Genomic DNA, 19,757 nt, shown 5'->3' on the forward strand with positions numbered 1-19,757 from the left:
AAATTTGACATATTTTATACGGACACACTAGATGCACATTCTTCTAATTGTTCCCGAGTACCCGCCGCACCATATTGGTGGTGGGGGAGAGGTGTACGAACAGCTTGCAAAACAATACAGTAAATCAGGTCACAAAGTAACAGTCATATTTGGCCAGTACAAGTCGAATTCATTGCGTGAGCCATTGAAGGTTTACGAAGATCAAGGGATCACATTTTACGAAATTCCCGAGATTCCATATCCGAAGAGCATGCCAAACTTGAGGACTGCAATGCCCATGGTGCCAAGTAAAGCTCGTGAGCTGAAGAAAATTATTAAAGATCTTAAGCCTAATGTTGCCCATATCCACGGGTATGGCTGGCCTTTTGTTAATCAATTGGCGAGTATTTGCATGAAACTCCACATTCCATATGTGTATACGCTCCATGGCTATCCCGAGACGCAGGAGAAAGCGAATATGGTCTTGAGACTAGCTTGGCGGGTCTTCGAGAAGGTATATCAGGAGCGAAGTTTAAGAAATGCTAGTTGGGTTACAGCCATTTCTGACTTTGTTAAAAATGATCCAAGGAATATTGCAGTGCAAAAGTCCACGACAATATATAACGGCATTGATCTGGAAAAGCATGCTTACCCAGGCAATACGATCAACGTACATGAGATCCACAATGTAGGAGCAGAGACCTTACTGTTTTACTCACTTGGCCGACTAGCTGAGATGAAAGGATTTCAAAATATTATTAGATTGATACCTATATTAATGTCGCAAGGGATCGATATAAAGTATATCGTCGCTGGTGAAGATGATGGCTACTTGAGCGAACTTCAGGCGCTGGTCAAAGCCCTTAATCTTGAGGGTCAGGTAGAGTTTGTTGGCCAGCACGATCTCAATACTAAGCTGCAATACATAAATCAATGCGACTTCTTTGTGGTTCCATCGATCTGGGAGCCATTTGGTCTTATCGCACTTGAGGGTGCTATCTTTAATAAGCCAATTATCACTAGTGAGGCAGGAGGTCTAGCAGAGGTTCTTGCAGGCTATCCGAACAAGATTTCCTTGTCCGAGCCTGATATTGCTACAAGCATAAAGAATTTCCACCCAAGTGAAGCCCTGTTTGATTTGAGCAGATTTGACTGGAAGAAAATCTCCAAGCAGTACCTAGCATTACTTGAGAAAGCCGCAACCAATGAGTAACAAAGTAGTGCTTATAACTAGCTACCCAGCCCAAGGAGCTCTGCATAGCAAAGGCGTAGGCGGACTCGCGTCATTTGCCAAAAACACCGTGAACTCAATTGAGGGATTTGAATTCACAATACTTGCTGATCAAATAGGTGATACCGAAGAATTATATAAGGAAGGTCTCCATACAATAAAGAGAGTATGGAAGAGAGGGAGCTATTCGACTTACCCACGGTTGATAAGAGAGCTTGCGAAGCTAAGGGATGGTCACAAGAAGCTGATGATCCAGTTTGAGTTTGGGATTTTTGGTGGCGAAATAGTATCAGGGTTTTTTCCGACCATACTTATTGCCGCCAGAGTATTTGGATACAAGGTAATCCTCGTGCAGCACCAAGTAGTAACAGACGTTAAAAGTCTTTCATCTCACCTGGGTATCTCCACAGGTCCTGCCACATCAGTCAGGAGCCTGCTAACAAAGCTGTACCTCAAGTTGAACTGCTTGCTCTCAGATAAGATAGTCGTTTTTGATCTAGTGCATAAAGAGAGACTTTCAGAGCTAACTTCCGGGGAGAAAATCTACGTCATACCTCACGGTGTAGAACAGAAAGAGCTAGACAATCTCAACCCACAATGGCCAACAAGCCTCACCGGTGGATTTGACCTAGACAAATTCAACCTTATGACTTTCGGTTTCATTGCATGGTACAAGGGCACTGATTGGCTCGCACAAAACTTCAACAAATTTGCCAACACAAACCACAACGCAGATCAATACCAACTGCTGATAGCAGGTGGCGAAAGCCCGACACAGAGAGAGACTCCAACATACCAGAAGTACTATAAAGAGTTCCTCAACGAAGCAGGGAAGAATCGAAGCCAGATATTCCATACCGGGTTTGTAGAAGAGAGGGATATTGCCTTCTATTTTATGGAATCCGATCTTGTTGTACTTCCATATAGAGTTCTCATGTCATCGAGTGGACCGCTCTCGTTAGCATTTACATATGAGAAGCCATTTATACTCTCCGAAGTACTTGAACCATATACACGAACTGCTGACTTTGAGAGTGCCTTGCACGACTTAGGGATAAATAAAAGCGACTTCATCTTTTCATTAGATAAAGATGATCTGTTCGACAAGGTCGAGAGGATAAAAAACGATTCTCAGCTTTTGGAAAAATTGACAGAGCTGTCGAGGCGGCTAAAGCAGTCAAGATCATGGGAGAAAATTGGGGATGAGTACCGTCAGCTTCTTGCCGATTAATGCATGAGGACTATAGCTCGTACACCACAAAATATTCATTCTCCTCAACTACCTCCCAGCCAGCGCAATCTGGCAGCGTGAGCTCACCATGATCAGTCACCGAGCCATCTACTACCACATGCGTGATGCCGTTAGCCTTCAGCTCATCAGCGCTACATGTCTGCAGCAACGCAGTCATCTCAAAATAGAAATCGTTCACATCTGAAACAGTGGCGATATCTATCACTTCCGCCTTGGTCATGAAGTTTAGGAAATCAGAGCCAAAGTAGCCCCAATCATACTGCCTAAAGTAAAGCTGCTGTGGAGGAGGGTAGTAGAGCACCTTATCCTGTTGGTCGAAAGCTGAGAAGGTTGTGTAGTACTCATCAGGCATCTCAACATTTACATAATTAGAGAGAACTTTCCCTTGAAGCCACGGCAGAGAGTAGAGCAGGAGCAGCAATATCATCCCGATACTTACAGTCTTGAATTTTTTGAAATCGAGCGCTCGCATCAACACGATAAAGAGAACCAAATAAGTGACTAGTATCGCTGGCCACAGCTTGCTCGATGCCCATCGAAGCGCATTTTCAAGATAGTAGAAATTACCCATCAGCATTACTCCATATTTGCTAATCATTAGCACTGTGATCGTGTACACAGCAATAAGAGCCAAGATCTTCCGATCTTCACGAACCTTTCGATATGATGTAGCGAATATGAATAGTACAGGTGTCAAGCCTAGAAGCACGAATAGAGTTGAGTTGTATGTATCATAATATTGAAAAATCGACTCCCCAGTGGCGTCGTGCAACTCCATCCAACCTGTGGCATACCTAAATGAATTCACAAGAGTGTTTCTTGTCAGCTCGGCCTGCCTTAAGTCAGAGGTTACTTGATCGATTGATTCGCTAGACTGAAGAGAGCTTGCATGCCTAATTATTTCCGTCGGAAGGAAGTTTTTTTCTGGAGTGAAAGAGAAGCAGTCCCTGTACAATAACCGCCCAAGATAGCAGCAACAACAATGTATATGCCGTTACTTCCTTCAACCTTGACTCTGTTATCAGAAAGTGGACCCGACCCCTGAGAGAGTTCGCCTTATTTACATTTCTTGTCTGTGCAAAATTAAGCATTGCTGCTAGAAGCAATACTTGTGGTACCAGCAGGAAGAAGGCAACAAGGTTTAGCGACGAAAGGAAGAGGTAGATTACGCCTAAGAGTAAGCCTAAGATGAGCAATATCATGCCGACTCTGTTACTAACAGTTCTGTCTTTCCTTTGTAATAATAGTACAGTCCATGGGAGCGCGGCAAACATCGCAAGGAATATAGTAACTGGCTGGTTGAAAATCCATATTGATATAAGGCTTCCAATAACAAGTAGCAGTCCAGACACCAGAGAGAATGCTTCACGAATTGCGGTACGCTTTTCTTTTACAGATGCGCCAAGGCTCAACCTTACCAACACGATGTAGCCTGCCATACCGACGATAAATGGCAAGGCCGTGTTTAGCTTCGATAGGATCGAGGGCGTCAGTCCGATAAGGCCAGCAAATATAACAGGCAGGTTAAATAGGCTCGGACCGTACAGGAAGAAGTTGCCTGAGTGAAATGCTCTGTAGACAAGTATCTCTAAGCCCCAGTAAGGAGAGATATTGTCGAGCCCGATGATGTAACTGACTCGCCAGAAGAAGTTAGCAACTGCAAACGCAAGCGCTATCATTAGTGGTGTGAGAATTAGTAGCAGAGAGAAGTTCTTTTTGCTCATCGTAAGTTGGTCTAGAAATTACTTGTTGTTAAAACATTATACATATTTCAAGGCTAGTCGACAGCCGGAGCGTGAAACCAACTCCACCCCGATGAAGTCGCACTTCACAAGTGTGATCTCAATTGACTCAGAACCTTGTCAACAAATATGCGAGTGTGTATATTAAAAGTAGATTAAAGTAGCTGCTCAAATTCTCTATGGACGACATACAAAATAAGACACAGGCAACGGATACGACCAATGTAACTACCACGGGTGCCGTTAATCAGGTCACAACGACCGATCCTGCTGCCTCACCTCAACCTGTTGACCCAGTGCCAGTACAAGACTCTCCGGCCGACGCAGACACGACAGTAGAGGTCCCAGCCGAGCAAACTGAAATTACAAATGAGACTGTAGCAGTGGATGCTGACATTCCAGCTCCTGAAGCAGATGTCGCAGACCAAGTAGAAGTACCGGAGGCCCCACAGCAAACACCACCAGATATGCCTGAACCAGATTATGATGAGATGTTCGAGAGTATGCAGTCAATCGACTTCGCACAATTCCTGGGCATGGGCTATCAGAAGATAATAGAGACAGCTGACAAACTTGAGCAGTCCGGCAACCCTGAGAAAATCGCAATCGCACAGGAGCTTCGACAGGTTGACCCTTCACTATTTGAGCTAAGCATTGGCGAGCAGAAGATAAAAGAGCTCGAGTCCATGCTTGTACAGGCGGGTGTTGATGAGGACGTAGTAAAAAACATGCTCTTTGATCTGTTGAGGACAGCAAACGAGAGGATGATCGCCAGAGTCATAGAGAGCATGAATCCAGCTACAAAGCAGGCGTGGGATGAACTACAGGTACATGAGCCAAATCCCGCACAACAGATCTACTTGCTTGATCATACGGCTGCAAGCCTGATGAAGATGACATTGGACGATATATATGAAGAGGAGCTAGAGAACCTTACAAATCTCGTAGCAGGCATATTCGATACACAGGGTAAGAGTATCGAGAAAGTTTCGAGTCTTACTCCTGAACAGACGCAGCAGGTCAAAGATGCATTCGACAAGAATGATCATGAACTTGGAATACAGTTAATTTATCAATTCGCAGGAAGCAATGGCACGAAATGAGCATGTAGCAATCCCATCTAGGGCTGACTCACCACCAAGCAAAGAATCAATTGCACAAGCAGCAAAAGAGGGTAGGCCAGAATATATTAACGCTGTTATCCCAGCAGGTATCGAAGCTGCCGACAAGGCCGCATATGAAGATCTGAACATTGAGGGTAAGGCTGGAATGGTTGGCGATCCTAACAACAAGCAGGCACTTCAAAGGGCAGTTACAGAGTTCCAACGTGTTGCTGCCGAGTATACTAGACCAGTAGATCCGAATGTACCAGCCAACTACTTGGAGTTGAGCCCTACGGCATCGGTCATGGAAGCTGATGGTACTGTCTTGGCCGCCGCTCAGAAAAAGGTTGATTACCTCTATGAGGTAAACCATACAACAGGCCAGCGCAATATAGAAAAAGTAGCAAAAATAGACGCAGAAACACTCATCAAAGGAGATCAGCTTTCCGCTCAGCTAAATGAGATCGCAAAGGCAGTATATGGTGCAGAGTTGGTAACTAAAGTCGCTGAGCATATTGATGCAAATATTGATACTACAAGTGCAACATTCCAAGGAGCATTAGAGACATTAAATGACACAATCACCTTAGCCTACACTAGGGGCGGATCTTCAGTTTCGGAAAAGCTCAAACCTGCCAATACGGATGCAGATGTGAAAAAGATGCTCTCAGACGCCTTGCTTTCGGTATTGGTACTAAATCCTGAGAAGGCAAGAGATATTATAGATAAGCTTGGCAAGACAGGCAGTACGGATATATTTAATGATTTTCCTGGTCTCAGAGAGGCGTTCCAGAATAGGGTGCTTAAAGGAGTCGTTGATAAACTTGATCGAAAATATCACTACTTCTCACCTCACGTGAGGTTAACAGGGCCATATGCAGGAACAACTCGGGTGGATGAAGCAACTGCGGAGGCAAATATTAAAGAGCTCCTTGATGTAGTAAAAGGAGTTCCAGGAAAGACTGCAGCTACGATGCAAATTAAATACTTGCAGCCGACGACTGGCAGGAGTGTCCCAGCACCGCTAAAGCCGCTAAAGACTGGATCTATTGTAAATCTGGCCACAACAACTTCGAATGCAAAGGAAATGGTTAACGCTTCCGCACAGCTCACCTCAAAAGCAAACCCTAACAATGCAACCAGACTGAGTAATTATGATCGTAACAATGTGATCTTTAAGGGTTTACTCATACCGCCGCGAACTTCAGACAGGTCGGACAAATTGGCACAATCTCTTGCACTCAATATTGGGTTTATTGCTTCAGAGTCTCCAGCCAATTTCTACGACATGCTTCAATTAGGCGTCAAAGCGGTTCTGAAAGAGCCCAACCGTGCGACCAGAGAGGCAAACTATCGAGCACTGGAGGCAAAGGTTTCGACACTAACTCTTTCAACACTGACAAAAGACAGGTTCAGAGACAATAAGAATGAGATGAGTGAGTTCCGATCACCAGTTGAGACATACAACGGTATGGTCGCGAAGCTTGTATCAGAGGCGAAGGTCTTAATATTGGCCGACGTAGTAGCGAATAAGATTACTCCAGAACTGCGTGGCTTGAATGTAACTACACCACCTTCACCGGAGCTGCTTGCATTCCAAAGACTCATTACGGAGCTGACCTCACCAGGGCAAGGAGTAGATGGTGCACGACTTGAGCAGCTTAGCGCATTAATGATGGGGCTTACAGATAACGCTACAAGGCAGGCAGTCGCCGATAAGTTACGTGCAATTACAACTCTTGAAGTTGTTAACTCAATGGCAGAGCAGCTAGCAGGCGCGGATTCTGGTCCAAACTATGACTTCTACATGCTAGTTCTCACAAGAGAATTCGGAACCGATCAGAATTTCATGGGGCTCCCAACCGCTGGTAGCCCAGCTGAGCTTGCAAAGGCATTGAGAGATAGACTTTACGCTGGAAATACAGCGCTTACGCTAAATGTCCCTGCTGGCGACCCAATACATGCATACATGCAATCTCTACATCCTGGCGTTTATACACCAATCACGGCAGTAAATATTGATGCTTATGGTCTGACCGGAAACGCGGCATCAATAGCACACGAGCTTTACGGCATAATCAGAAGAGGCCTTGAAGGCGGAGTGCTAATGGATCTCGCTGGTAAATCTGACGTAGAAAAGAAGCAATACCTCCGTGATCAGTTTGGCATTGTCGACAGTGTCGGTGGTAATCAACTCAACGAAGCGTTGGATAGACTAAACAAAGTGCTCGCAGCTACAAGCACTGAGATGACAACATTGCCGGAGATGATCGGTTATGCAACTAAAGGTGTACCAGCACCAGAAGGCACAAACTACACAAATATTGTCCGTGCCTATGAAGACTACCTGCGCACAGGGAATGGAGTACACGAGACATTAAAGAACGCTGAGATGCTGTCTGCACAGAAATTCATTGACGCTGTCCAAGATCAGGCAAATGCTACTACCGGTACAGCGGTTGGCGATGTGGTGACTGCTCAAGGCTTAGAGCTTTCAATCGAAGAGCAGAGAGCTATGGTCATGAAGAACTACGAAGACCTTGGTGGAAAAACAGGTTGGAAAGGTTTCTTAGCAGCAGCTAAAATGGCTGTCTCAAAGATAGCACGTGCCTCAATCTATATGGGTGGAGCATGGGCACTGACAACTGCAGCCGCGACATTCGCACCTCCACTAGGAGTAGGTATCGCGGTAGGCTGGACAGCTTGGAGAATATTCCAAGGATTTAGGCAGGGACGAGCGCTTTTTGAAGCTGGCAAAAACATACACGGATTTGAGAACAAGCAAAAGTGGGCATTTATTGCAGGAGCGGTTGCAGCAAACGCTGCAGTATACGCCTTCCTTCCATATCCAATTACTACATTTGCATTAACAGCAGCGGAAACAATAGGTTTGTGGGGGTATAACAGCCACATGATGAAGAAAGAGCACAAGGCACTTTCCGATGCTCACACAGCATATGAAACAGCACTTCAGACAAAATTGAACGGTCTTAATCTAACTGTCGCAACAGATAAGGAGCTGCTCATCAAGGTTGCTCGAGCACTCGCACTCCCACATGACCCAGCCAATCCAGATAAGGCAGCACTTCTGACTGCGATTAATGATGCAAGGACCAATTACTATGCGAACCCAGGAGATACACAAGTCCGACAGAGAATTAGACAGTTCAGCGAGCTCATGGAGGCAGAGCTAACAGCTGAGAAAGCAACAGTAGCTGCGGCAAGCCTTGAAGCCAAGAAGATCAACAGAGTAGCAAGAGAAAATACAATGGCTTGGAGCGTATCTTCTGCAACTACAAAACTCTGGGTTGGTAGCGCAGCGACGTTCAGTGGCTTACCGGTAGGCATAAGTAGTATCAGTGAATGGTTCGAGGGTATTGGTGGACCAAACTTCGAACCAGCAGAACAACTAAACACAAATCTTGAAGGTCAGCTAGATCAAAGGCTTGAATCTCTTGGTATGTCAGGCGAAACTGGAAGCGTCGTAGGTGTAACACAGGCGGCTGATGGACAGTTCTATGCTGTTGTCGATCTTGATGGCGACGCATCTACTGTCGATGCAATGGTTCAAGTCAATAATGTCACTTCAGAAGAAATTACCGAGCTAGACTTCAGCGGTGATGAGCAAATGAACTTTGATGCTGTAAGCATTACAAATTCACGCCACACTGCAGATGGAGGACTAGACGTTGCAACTATCTCTGAGCAGTACTCTCTCAAAACTGGGCATAATGTAGCTGGGATAAGTGTGATGCAAGCACAAGATACTCCTGCTGGTGCAGGAAATATTTCAGGATTTATTGTCGATGATGCTGCCAGTGGGCAAGTATCTGTCACAGTCGAACAAGCAGATGGAACAGTAGCGATCTACGGAGAAGAGTATGCAAACCAGATGTACAATGTAACCTTTGTGTCTGAGGATACAACGATTGGAGCTCCAACTGTAGAGTTCACAGACGTAGTTCCAACCGGATCTAACTCCGTAGCACTGGTCTATACTTCCGAAGTTAATGGGCAAGATGTAGTAGTAGCAGCAATAAACCCTGTCACAGGTCAGCCACTTGATAGCTATACAGATCCTGTCAGTGGAGAATTAGTAGAGCCACAATACACACTCACAATGGATAGCACCGGTGAAATAACTGGAGGCGGTGAAGGCGCAGCAGTCGCTTCACAAGCTTCATATGTATTAAAACCTGGAGACTCAGCATGGGTTGCAACTTCCAATATGGTTCAAGAAATTTTTGGTGAGAAAGCTGTAGGACAAGACACAGCAGATATTATCAATGAAGCGCAAGCAAATGGCACACTGAACGAGCTTTATGCCTTCTTCCAGGAGAATGATCATAATGCCCGATTAGCTGCTGACCAAAGATCTCAAATGACAGCATTCCAACCAGATGATGAGTGGAATTCAGCCATACTCGGCAAACTTGCACCAGAGTCGATGGCTCGAATTGAGGAGAGAACTGGAGTAGATTTTGTCGGTATCTCCCCGGACCAGCCATTTAGCGCAGCATATGGGGCACCAGGAGGTGGTAGCGCAGGTGGAGGCGAAGAAATTGAGTGGAGCATAAACATGGTATTGAATCCTGCGAATCCAGCACAGCCAGTTACAGGCGTGCCAGCTGTTGATCCGTCACAGCATGTCGCAGTATGGTTTGGCAACTTACAGCAACCACCTGAAGATACAGACTCAGCGTGGACAAACTTCTGGGACAGAATATTCAGAAGAGATGAGTATGCACCACAACCGCAGCCAATTGAAGAGACTGCCGCAACCTCCTCACAGGCAACTCAACCAGCTCAAGCTGAGCAAGGTATGGGTGGTGGGGCAGTTGTCGCTGGTGAAGGTCAGGCGGTTGTTACTGGTACACAGGCTACACTTACAGTACCCGTACAGGGTACAGCAGTTGGAGCAACAGCTGCAGTCACAACTGGCGCTATTTCATCAGGTCAGGTTGGTACAGTTACAGTAGGTGATACTACTGTTGCATCGTTGACGCTCCCACCAAGCACAGACCATGTAAGTGTCACACATCGATTCTTCCCTAACAGCGACCCCGCGGAATATAGTGCTGAGCAAGTAGTGGCAGTAGTGCCCGGGGACCCAGATGGAAATGGTGAAGGAGTTATGATCATTAATGATGCAGGACAACAAGTTTTCGTAGCTGGTGATGTCACCATCCATTATGAAAACGGCCAATCTGATCCTGTAGTATCGACATATGACTTGGCTGATAGGAATTTGGCAAATGGTGGTCCAATAACAAGTGCAATATTGACAGGCGTCAATAGAGCGCAAGATGCGTTTGGCGACTTCGTAACTGGGCTTACTGGTAGCGGTGAAGGACCTTTGTATGACATGAATGGGAGGACTGAGAATGTGACTATCCCGGAGTCATTATATGATGAATACACCGTAGAGCAAGCTGACGGGACTGTACTTCAATATGATGCAGGCAAGGTTGTCATCGTAACCGAAGAAGGTCTGACATACCAAGATGAGACTGGTCAGCATTTTGTTCAGGGCAATGTATATGGATACGGAACAGAAGCTGGTAAAACCATACAGACAGACTTTAGTAACTCTGAGACAGCAGTTACAGTCGATGCTGCTGGTAACGCGAAATTTAGCGCTCGAGGATACGAGACAGGATTACTCTATGATGCTCCAGGCATGAGCCAGGACTTCATGCTTGGTGCCGAGTATCAACAGTTCGAGGTGCGTGATGATAGCGGAAACGTCGTTCAAACAGTATCCCGAGGTGAGATTGCAAGAATTACACCTCAAGGCCTATGGCTGGCGAATGGTGTAAAAGTTGACGGGAATGTTTACGGTATCGTGGTTGAAGCAGGTCAAACATACTCAACTGATCTGACTGATCCAGCTCAGCTATTCGACGCGGCGAACCCAAATCAGGTCAATCTACAGCGAGTACCAGTTCAGTAGGATTAGGCAGTAATAGATCGAAGCCCGTACGAGCTTCGATCTATCCTTTACTTTAGAGGATGTTTTGATGTATGCTCCACCTCAGCAAACCTATCCGACGCATGCATCCCGCTCCGCAAGCTTCGCGGGACAAGCATACCTTACTTTAAAGGATGTTTTGATGTGTGTTCCTCTTCCGCGAAACGATCTGAAGCGTGTACATATCTAGTCGTCGTATTCAAACTCTCGTGACCCAAGCAGCACCTGAATCGCCGCTGCAGAAGCACCATTCTCAGCCAGAGTAAGTTGCAAAGCCATGCCTCAGAGCTGTGCGCCGAGGTAGGCACCTGGATACCGATCCTGCGACGATACTCGGCGATCTTCTCCTGGAAATAATTAGTTGAAATCCTTTTGCCGCGCCGACCGTTTCGACCACCGCTGAAAGGGATGAACAGGGCAGGGGAGTAGAACTTTTTGAGGTAGCCGGTGCGGCGATACTGCTCCACTAGTTCGATCCCTTTGCCATCGGCAGAGAGTTTATTTCGGTCAAAACCATCGAGACCAGATCGTGAAACAGAGCTATCCTCCGATGTTTCACGGTCAGATGTAGAATCGCCGGGGTCGGCTTCAATCTGATCCGCAGCTGATTCAGCATCAGAGCCGCCAGCACCAGATTTATCGCTAATCTCAACATTATTATCTGTCAGCAAGTTCACAACCCAATTTGGATCATTCGACATATCCTCAAGACCCTCGGCGGAGCCGTTATAACCAACGTAGTTAAGCCTTATCTTCAAATACTCATTGAGCCAATCCTTGGCGCGGTCGGTCAGGTATACGAAGCGCTGCTTGCGGCCCTTACCCTCAATAAATAGCTTGCCGTCAAGGTTAATCTGCTCCAGATTGAGCCCTGTGAGCTCCGAAATACGCATCCCGGTCGAGAAAAGCATTTCCATCATTGTGCGGTTCCTCAAGGCTACTTTGAGGTCGCGTTCAAATTCTGTTGGACACTCGATTAATTTGACCAGCTCGTCGAACTCGGCAACCTGCGATTTCTTGCGGTCGGCCTTGATAAGTTTTATCGCATCGGGCGCAATCGGAATATCTAGATCAAAATCAATTCTATACTTCAGATATGATCTGATTGCTGAAAGCATCCGGTTAACGCTGCGTGCGTCGAGCCCTTGCTCTTTGTTGCCGCGGTTGCGGGTTGGTGGTTTAAGCTCCTTCAGACTGCCAAATACTTTTTTGTATACGTCGTCCAGGTAGGTCTGGGTGGTTCGACCTTGCGAGTGGTCGGATCTGCCTGGTAAGCGACCCTCAAACATGATCCGTTCCAGCTGTTCCTCATCTTTTGATAGCTCGCCAGGTGTATCAGTGGCACCCTGATCGGTATCGTCGGTTTTAGACCCCTTAGAGCGCGTCATATCATTATCCTTGATGTCAAAGGCTTTATTGAGATACTCCTCTCGAAACTGGTTCAAATCGACCAAGTGATCTCCATTTCTCAGATATCCTTTGTAAATTGTGATCGTCTTCTTATCGACTTCATCAAATTTAATCTTTTGGCCGTTTAGGAATACGGCAAATATGCACAGGTCGCGTGCGTAATTGTATACGGTAAGCATTGAATAGTTGTTATTTTGCAGATCAAGCAAGAAATCGTCTTGTTCTGGTAGTTTTGGAATATCCATCTCTCTATATTATCACAGAAATATTAAAATAATTTAATGGGAAATGGCGGTTTGATAATGAAATTTGACCAGAGTAGGGGTCTGAAAATTTTTTTGGAGAACCAAATAGGTGATTTTTAATGAAAATTTCATGAAAAGTGGCCAAAAGGGCATTTTCAGAAAATTCATAAAATATCGATAAATTAATGTTTTTCATAAGTTTTTAATGAAATAAAACAGTGCAAATCAGTGCACATGGGCAGCAGCCAGAGCCAGTCCCCTGCCGCTCTTGACACCCGATACCGCATATAAGGGTGATTATGCTCGGTTATACCAGAAAGTAAATGAACATGTAAAGTGTACCTTTTGCATACTTCGGAGAATTCTACATTGGATGTACATACTTGCAGCTATACTCTACTGATATATTCCTTTATTTGCCGCCTATCCTATTAGCACTTTCACTCTACTCTTGCGAGTTATCCACAATTTACTACAGGATATTACCCACTATAGGCTGTGAAACACTATGAGCTCCCCCACTCCTCCACCGCTGTCAGGATGAAAAATTTTTCACATTAATGAATTTCATTAAAAATGCGTTGCTTTATTGCAAAAATATATTTATTGCCACTGCAATAAGCACCGTTATGAAGTACTTCAGATATGAGAAGCTGTTTAGCTTGCCGCGGTTCATCTCTACGCCAAATAGCACGAAGGCTACTGTGGTTGGGAGCAATGCAGTGATTTCATAACTAGAGCCAAGCATCACGCCACCCATCAATATCGCTGTCATAGAGACCGAAATCATGATTATCGACGAGTAGATCTCCTGCCTTGTGTAGTCTAGATGTAGCGAATGGAAGAAAATACCCGCCAGATAAGCGAAGAATAGCACAACTACGCTAATAATCACATGCACCTCGAACGACAGAACACCAAAGGTTATAAAGTACACATACAGCAAGGTGATGATATATGAAGTCGTCTTGGCCACCTGCTCTAGCGGCACCCTCTTAAACGTCGCTACATTAAAAATATTTGCCATTAGGAAGCTGATATATGTTGTAACCAAGACCACAATCAGCAGCACAAATAAAAGCAGGAATTCATACACTCTAGCGAAGTCGCGGAAGAAGAAAAGCATAACGAAAAGTGCCTGCGAGGCCACGAAGATAGCACTTTGGGGCAAAATAGTCAGGAGGCTACGCACCGTCACTTGAAATCTGAAGCCCCAGATCATCCCAAGGTATGAAGCAAAGAAGTATATAAAGAACATACCCGCCAGGTGCCAGTAGTTATTGAGGTCTACAACATTCCAGGCCCGCAATACAAAAAGCGAGACCGCAAGCAAGGCTGCAAGGAAAAACAGTCGCCCTCTCTTACCATTATCAACATAAAGATTCTTATCCATTCGAGCTCAGATTCTGTTGTACAAATAATGTGCCAGACTCTGTTAGGACTCTACCCCGTGCGGCTCTTTTAATCAATCCCTGCTTCATTAAAAACGGCTCATAAACTTCAGAAAGTGTCACAGGATCTTCCGAAATTGCTATCGCCAGAGTAGATAGGCCGACAGGTCCACCATTAAAATGACTATAGATTATCTCAAGTATCCTTCTATCGATCTCCTCCAACCCCATCTTGTCGACACCTAGGAGGTCCAGCGCCTCTTTCACTACATCAACGGTCAATGTTTCACCCTGCTTCACCATATATTCATAGTAATCCACTACTCGCCTGAAAAGCCGCAAGGCTACCCTACCCGTCCCCCTCGACCGATTAGCTATTTCAACTAGAGCCGCCTCTTCAATTTCTATATCTTCAAGATTGGCTGCACGCCTGATAATTTCTACAAGGTCCTCGGTCCCAAAGTAGTCTAACCGCTGCACTAGTCCAAAGCGGTCTCTCATTGGCGAGCTCAATTTCCCTATCTGCGTGGTGGCACCGACAAGTGTAAATGGCTCTAGGTTAAGACGAATTGTCTTCGCCGACGGTCCTTTTCCCATCACGATGTCGATCACTCCATCCTCCATTGCAGGATATAGGCTCTCCTCCACTATTCGTGAGAGTCGATGAATTTCGTCGATGAAGAGTACATCGTTAGCTTTCAGACCAGTAAGGATCGCAGCGAGGTCACCCTGACGCTCTATAGCAGGGCCTGAGGTGATACGGATGCTCGAGCCTATCTCATTGGCCATCGCGATCGAGAATGTAGTCTTGCCTAGCCCAGGAGGGCCGTAAAACAGGATGTGGTCCACGGCCTTCTTGCGCTTAGTCGCAGCTGCGATCATCATCCGGAGAGTTTGCTTCTCTTGTGCTCGACCAATGATGTCGTCGAACTTTTTTGGGCGGATACGATCGTCGAGCGGAGATGGAGAGGATAGGCTTGAGCCTTTATCGACGGGCTTGCTCTTGTTTTCGGAACTTTTTGTCTTTCTAGCTTCTGAATAGCGTGAGATCATTAAACAACCCTGTGCCGCTAACCTATACTCCGTAGCTTCAGCGAAGGAGTATAGGTTAGCGGCACATCTATAAATTTAGTCTAATTTAATACTGCCTGAATAAGCTTCTCGATTGTAACCGTAGAATCTTCTTTATACATCACCTCTGCTTTCTCAATCATCTGCCCCACTTCCCTACTATTATAACCCAGTGCCTTTAAGGCGTCGGAAAGCTCGCTCAAGATCGGATCTTTACCACCGCTTGGGGTAAGGTCAAGCTTACCTTGAAGCTCTACTATAATCTTCTTCGCGCTCTTCTCCCCTATCCCAGGAGTCTTGCTCAATGCTTTGTAATCACCCTCTTCAATCATGCTGCTGATTTTTTCTACCGAATTAGTGGAGAGCATAACCATCGCGGTTTTCGGCCCTACTCCGGATACAGATAGCAGCCTCTCAAAGAAATCACGTGTCCCTTTATCTTTAAATCCATACAATTCTTGACTATCTTCGCGCACTTTAAAGCTAGTAAAAAGCTTTGCCTGTTCTCCCTCTAGGAAATCACCGGGCTGCACACGCACTCTATACCCCACCCCACCATTGGTAAGAATATCTACACTCATTACTTTTTCATTAAATTGGAGCAGGATAATTTTTCCCTCAATATAGCTGATCAACTTGCTTTCCAGTAAATTTACTCATGTGTATTTTATCTCAAGTGGCTTGGTGTTTAAAGCGGCTTGACTATTAATTGCCGATTCTGCAATGCAGGAGCAATAGCAACCCTTAGCCATGAGAAAGAGATTACGAGAGGTCTCTATACCACTCCATTCGGTCGTCGTGACAGTAGAAGATCAGAGGCGATAATGTTAAATTTCCTCTTAAACTTGAACCGAGTCTTACCTTTGTTAACTGCGTAGCCACCACCGAAGTTTAAATGATATGCTCCTGGGTTTACTACAAACCTGTACCTACCTTCGCTATCTGTCTCTGATCTTTGGATTGTCCGCTCGCTTCCCTCCTCAACCAACGTCACGACCACACCCTGTATTGGAGTGCCGTTCTCATCAGTTAGCACCCCCCATGAGTATGTCCTGTGTAGCAATCGCTGGATTGCTGAGAGTGCGAACGGTACAAGATAGATTAAGGTTATTCCAAAATTCAGCGGTGAAGGGTCGAAGAGTAATACAATTAACGAAAGAATAAATCCGACTATAAGCAATACCCTCAGGAACAGGAAGAATCCATTTATAAGGCCGTTCTTGGCTAGTGAGCCCAGAAGCTTTAGGATTTCTGCATCCTCACGATCTACCGGAAGTGCCCTTTCAACAACCATCTGTTGGCCTTGCAAGAACCGTTCTCCTGTATAAATGTTTTGATAAATTCCGTCGGTTGGCGATTTAACACTTTGTGATGGGAACCTATACCCTGCCTTCTGCACATCGAGAGTATACTCACCCTCAGGCAGCTGCATATTAAATACTCCGTTGTACTGTGTAACGTCTGTTGAGACTAAGGATCTATTTGTCGCAGAGTATGCTCGTACAACCGCATTGTTAACTGGTGACTTATCTAATGAGTCATATACGACCCCAAACGAATGTGCCTCGCGCAAGCCAAATAGGCTTAATATCGCAAACCAGGTACGCATCGCAATAGCTGGGAGCTCATTCAGGAAGAATAACAGGTAGGCAAAAGATACCACTGTTACAGTTCCTGCTGTCACAGCACCATAATTCTCTTCTTCCCACACTTCTGATGCTTTTACCACAGTTGAACCAACCGTTTCAACTATCGCTGAAATTCTCAGGCTTACCCCGGAAAGGAATGGTCTTGCCGGCTGATCACTGTCACCGGACACCGGAGGCTCTACTTCAGGAGGAACAATATCTGGCTCCTCTACCTCATCATCTTCATCCGTCGGGTCTACATCCTCTTCTGATGGCTCTGCTGGTGGTTCGGTTGGCGGCTCAGTTGGCGGCTCAGTTGGTGGTTCGGTTGGCGGCTCAGTTGGCGGTTCGGTTGGCGGTTCGGTTGGCGGTTCGGTTGGTGGTTCGGTTGGTGGTTCGGTTGGCGGCTCAGTTGGCGTATACCCAAGAATGTCCACCGCGATATCTGATGGAGTTACCGCAGCAAATGCTATATCTCCTGTAAATACACTGAACGATAGCGATTCTGTAATATCCTCCGTCAGGAAAGTTCCTTCAAAGCTTAATGAGATAGATTGAGGGGTGCTCCAGTTCTCGGGCGTGAATACTAATGTGTTAGGTGAAAGCTGCAAATCGGGGTGGCTCGAAGTAACCATAACTGTCACATCCTCATATGGATAGCTGGACAGGGCAAATTCAACTGTGTCGCTGTTACTGTCAAATGAAAGCTCCGTCACTCCACCACTCTGGGTATCGATTAGGTCAATTTCTGTATTTATTCGTATTAATCTTGACCCAGCTTGATCAAGCAGCACTATGTCGTGATCCTCTTCTACCGCCATATCCACAAAGTCCACAAATGGAGTAACATCAAGACCAGATATTTGAATCTCATGTATCAGAGTGTCACTACTGTCATATACCCTGATAATGTTATCCATACCCATGATGTATGTATTGTCGTTTATGTCATGAGTAATTGATTTAGCTTGGTAATCGAGATTTATAAACGTATAGCCTCCAAGGTTAGAGTTACACCTTATCAACCTCGATGGATAACCTAATGCCATATTGGTCATTGCCTGAGTGGCATAATAAGTCCCGACCGAGTTGATTGAGATAAATTCCCCGTAACAATTAGAGTTATTTGCTGTAATAGACCCGCTCTGATCATGCCTCGCGCCAGCTGAATATAGATTGCCATTATAGGTATCAATAGGATGTCGATTCCTGCTGAAATCTCCATATGCACCACCGTCATCATCTCCTACTAGCCTGATACCAGCACTGTCATACTTCTGAAATTGACCCGTAGAGGAAATAGCATAGTAGTGATCTTCGAGAAATACAATATCTTGGTAGTAATACGAGTTCTCAGCTGAGTAGTCTAAGGCAACGCTGTCGAAGTTCAATTCTGAATCATACAACGTAACCCTATTTTTAAATGTATCCGAGAGGTAATAATCACCTTCCGCGTCCCTATAAAAGCCGCCTGGCGAGGTGAGAGAGTCGACATCAGCACTGCTATAAGACTCCCAGTCGTACAGATAAGTGCCAGTTGGTGAATAAACCTCAACCACACTAGTCAAAGCGTTCAACGTATAGAGGCGACCCTGGCTGTCAAAATCATAGTAACTAGCTGCATTGATAGTGAAACTCCCTTGCAAGGTGCCATTAATATCATATCTGCGTACAGAGGTGCCGTTTACTCCATATACCTGACTGTTGTACTCATTAAAGATTGGCTTTTCGTTCGCCAAACCTATATACCCAACAAATGTACCAGAGCCTCCACTGCTTGTAGTGCCGCTTAGATCGATTTTGCCAATACCATTTGCACCATCTGGATACCACAAGAAACCACCGCCAATAGTAGGGATCAATGGATAGGCTGAATACCATACGCCAGGATCCCAGCTATTAAGAGCAACACCGGATGTGTCAAAAACAAATATCTCTGTCGTATCAAAGTCGCTAATATATACGTGCCCCTCACCATCTCCGATCACCCAGTTCGGACTACAGCTGATAGCGTGATACCAATGCCTCCACCCATTAAGTTCGAGCACATCAAGTATACAAAAAGCTGAATTAGTGGCGTATACGCCATACTGGTCAATATTCAAGCCATAACCGTCATATAACCGCGCTGTACTTGGAAGTGCGTACTTACCGTCATTGCTATAGAAGTGAACGTTACTTCCGTATGATCCGGTAAGAAAGGCCAGCCTATCATCAGGGTCGATTGCTAATCCTGTTAACCACACAGCCTCAGGAAATATAGCTCCTCTCTTTGAATCATCCTCAGGTACTACCCTATCTACAGTATAGAGAAGCTCATCATGCTCATCAGCCTTTACTGGCGACGAGAGCGGGATCGTAGAGAGTTCAGTCTTACTTTGGTAATAATATCCAACCGCGATTGCAATTGATGCTATACCTATAAACGGAATAAGTTTTAAAAATCGTGGTCTTCGCATGATCTATAAATTTGAGACTCTTGCTTCCAGTCTAACCATTTAGCCGCCGTATATCAAGAATAAGCACGCCATATGCAATCAGCCTCATACAAACAGTTACTGACAACCCTCCTTGACCAAAGAAGTACCAAGCCAGCGGAAGATAACCGTAACAGTAATGGCGATAATAAATAACAGAGGGATTTTAAGGCAGCTACGTTTTTCTGACAAAGACAGTAATTTATGACTTGATGCACCTTGCTAATGACAATGACCTATTCGATTGCGGTAGAAGC

General features: G+C 45.4%; 11 protein-coding genes. 4 read left to right on the forward strand and 7 right to left on the reverse strand.

Annotated elements, in window-relative coordinates:
- The first annotated feature begins 31 nt into the window (after positions 1-31).
- Both QY318_00935 and QY318_00940 read left to right on the forward strand, forming a co-directional pair.
- Entirely contained in the window at positions 32-1,192 is a 1,161-nt protein-coding gene (locus tag QY318_00935; GenBank protein WKZ31323.1) for a glycosyltransferase family 4 protein, read from the forward strand.
- Positions 1,185-2,441 (forward strand): glycosyltransferase, encoded by a 1,257-nt coding sequence (locus tag QY318_00940; protein WKZ31324.1) that lies wholly within the window; start codon positions 1,185-1,187, stop codon positions 2,439-2,441. The genes QY318_00935 and QY318_00940 overlap by 8 nt, the downstream gene beginning before the upstream one ends.
- Positions 2,442-2,451: 10 nt before the next feature.
- On the opposite strand, the gene QY318_00945 is transcribed toward QY318_00940, so the two are convergent.
- Both QY318_00945 and QY318_00950 read right to left on the reverse strand, forming a co-directional pair.
- Positions 2,452-3,270: a hypothetical protein gene (locus QY318_00945; protein ID WKZ31325.1), complete on the reverse strand. Its 819-nt coding sequence runs from the start codon at positions 3,268-3,270 to the stop codon at positions 2,452-2,454.
- 85 nt (positions 3,271-3,355) lie between these two features.
- Complete coding sequence (locus QY318_00950; GenBank protein WKZ31326.1) at positions 3,356-4,186, reverse strand: hypothetical protein; 831 nt, start codon at positions 4,184-4,186, stop codon at positions 3,356-3,358.
- A 197-nt stretch (positions 4,187-4,383) separates the two neighbouring features.
- On the opposite strand from QY318_00950, the gene QY318_00955 reads away from it, so the two are divergent.
- Positions 4,384-5,307 (forward strand): hypothetical protein, encoded by a 924-nt coding sequence (locus QY318_00955; protein ID WKZ31327.1) that lies wholly within the window; start codon positions 4,384-4,386, stop codon positions 5,305-5,307.
- Positions 5,294-11,260, forward strand: coding sequence for a hypothetical protein (locus QY318_00960; GenBank protein ID WKZ31328.1), 5,967 nt, complete (start codon positions 5,294-5,296; stop codon positions 11,258-11,260). The genes QY318_00955 and QY318_00960 overlap by 14 nt, the downstream gene beginning before the upstream one ends.
- A gap of 140 nt (positions 11,261-11,400) precedes the next feature.
- On the opposite strand, the gene QY318_00965 is transcribed toward QY318_00960, so the two are convergent.
- The 5 genes from QY318_00965 to QY318_00985 all read right to left on the reverse strand — a co-directional run bounded on the left by QY318_00965 (position 11,401) and on the right by QY318_00985 (position 19,482).
- On the reverse strand, positions 11,401-12,933 hold the full coding sequence (locus QY318_00965; protein ID WKZ31329.1) for a tyrosine-type recombinase/integrase: 1,533 nt from the start codon (positions 12,931-12,933) through the stop codon (positions 11,401-11,403).
- Between the two features lie 586 nt (positions 12,934-13,519).
- On the reverse strand, positions 13,520-14,326 hold the full coding sequence (locus tag QY318_00970) for a hypothetical protein (GenBank protein WKZ31330.1): 807 nt from the start codon (positions 14,324-14,326) through the stop codon (positions 13,520-13,522).
- The gene (gene ruvB / locus QY318_00975) at positions 14,319-15,377 is read right to left on the reverse strand and encodes a Holliday junction branch migration DNA helicase RuvB (protein ID WKZ31331.1); all 1,059 of its coding nucleotides are present in this window, start codon (positions 15,375-15,377) and stop codon (positions 14,319-14,321) included. The genes QY318_00970 and ruvB overlap by 8 nt, the downstream gene beginning before the upstream one ends.
- Positions 15,378-15,457: 80 nt before the next feature.
- Complete coding sequence (ruvA, locus tag QY318_00980) at positions 15,458-16,030, reverse strand: Holliday junction branch migration protein RuvA (protein ID WKZ31332.1); 573 nt, start codon at positions 16,028-16,030, stop codon at positions 15,458-15,460.
- 140 nt (positions 16,031-16,170) lie between these two features.
- Positions 16,171-19,482 (reverse strand): carboxypeptidase regulatory-like domain-containing protein, encoded by a 3,312-nt coding sequence (locus QY318_00985; GenBank protein WKZ31333.1) that lies wholly within the window; start codon positions 19,480-19,482, stop codon positions 16,171-16,173.
- Between the last annotated feature and the right edge of the window lie 275 nt (positions 19,483-19,757).

The sequence above is a fragment of the Candidatus Dojkabacteria bacterium genome (genome assembly GCA_030583845.1).
Classification (GTDB): domain Bacteria; phylum Patescibacteriota; class Dojkabacteria; order SC72; family JAHDCA01.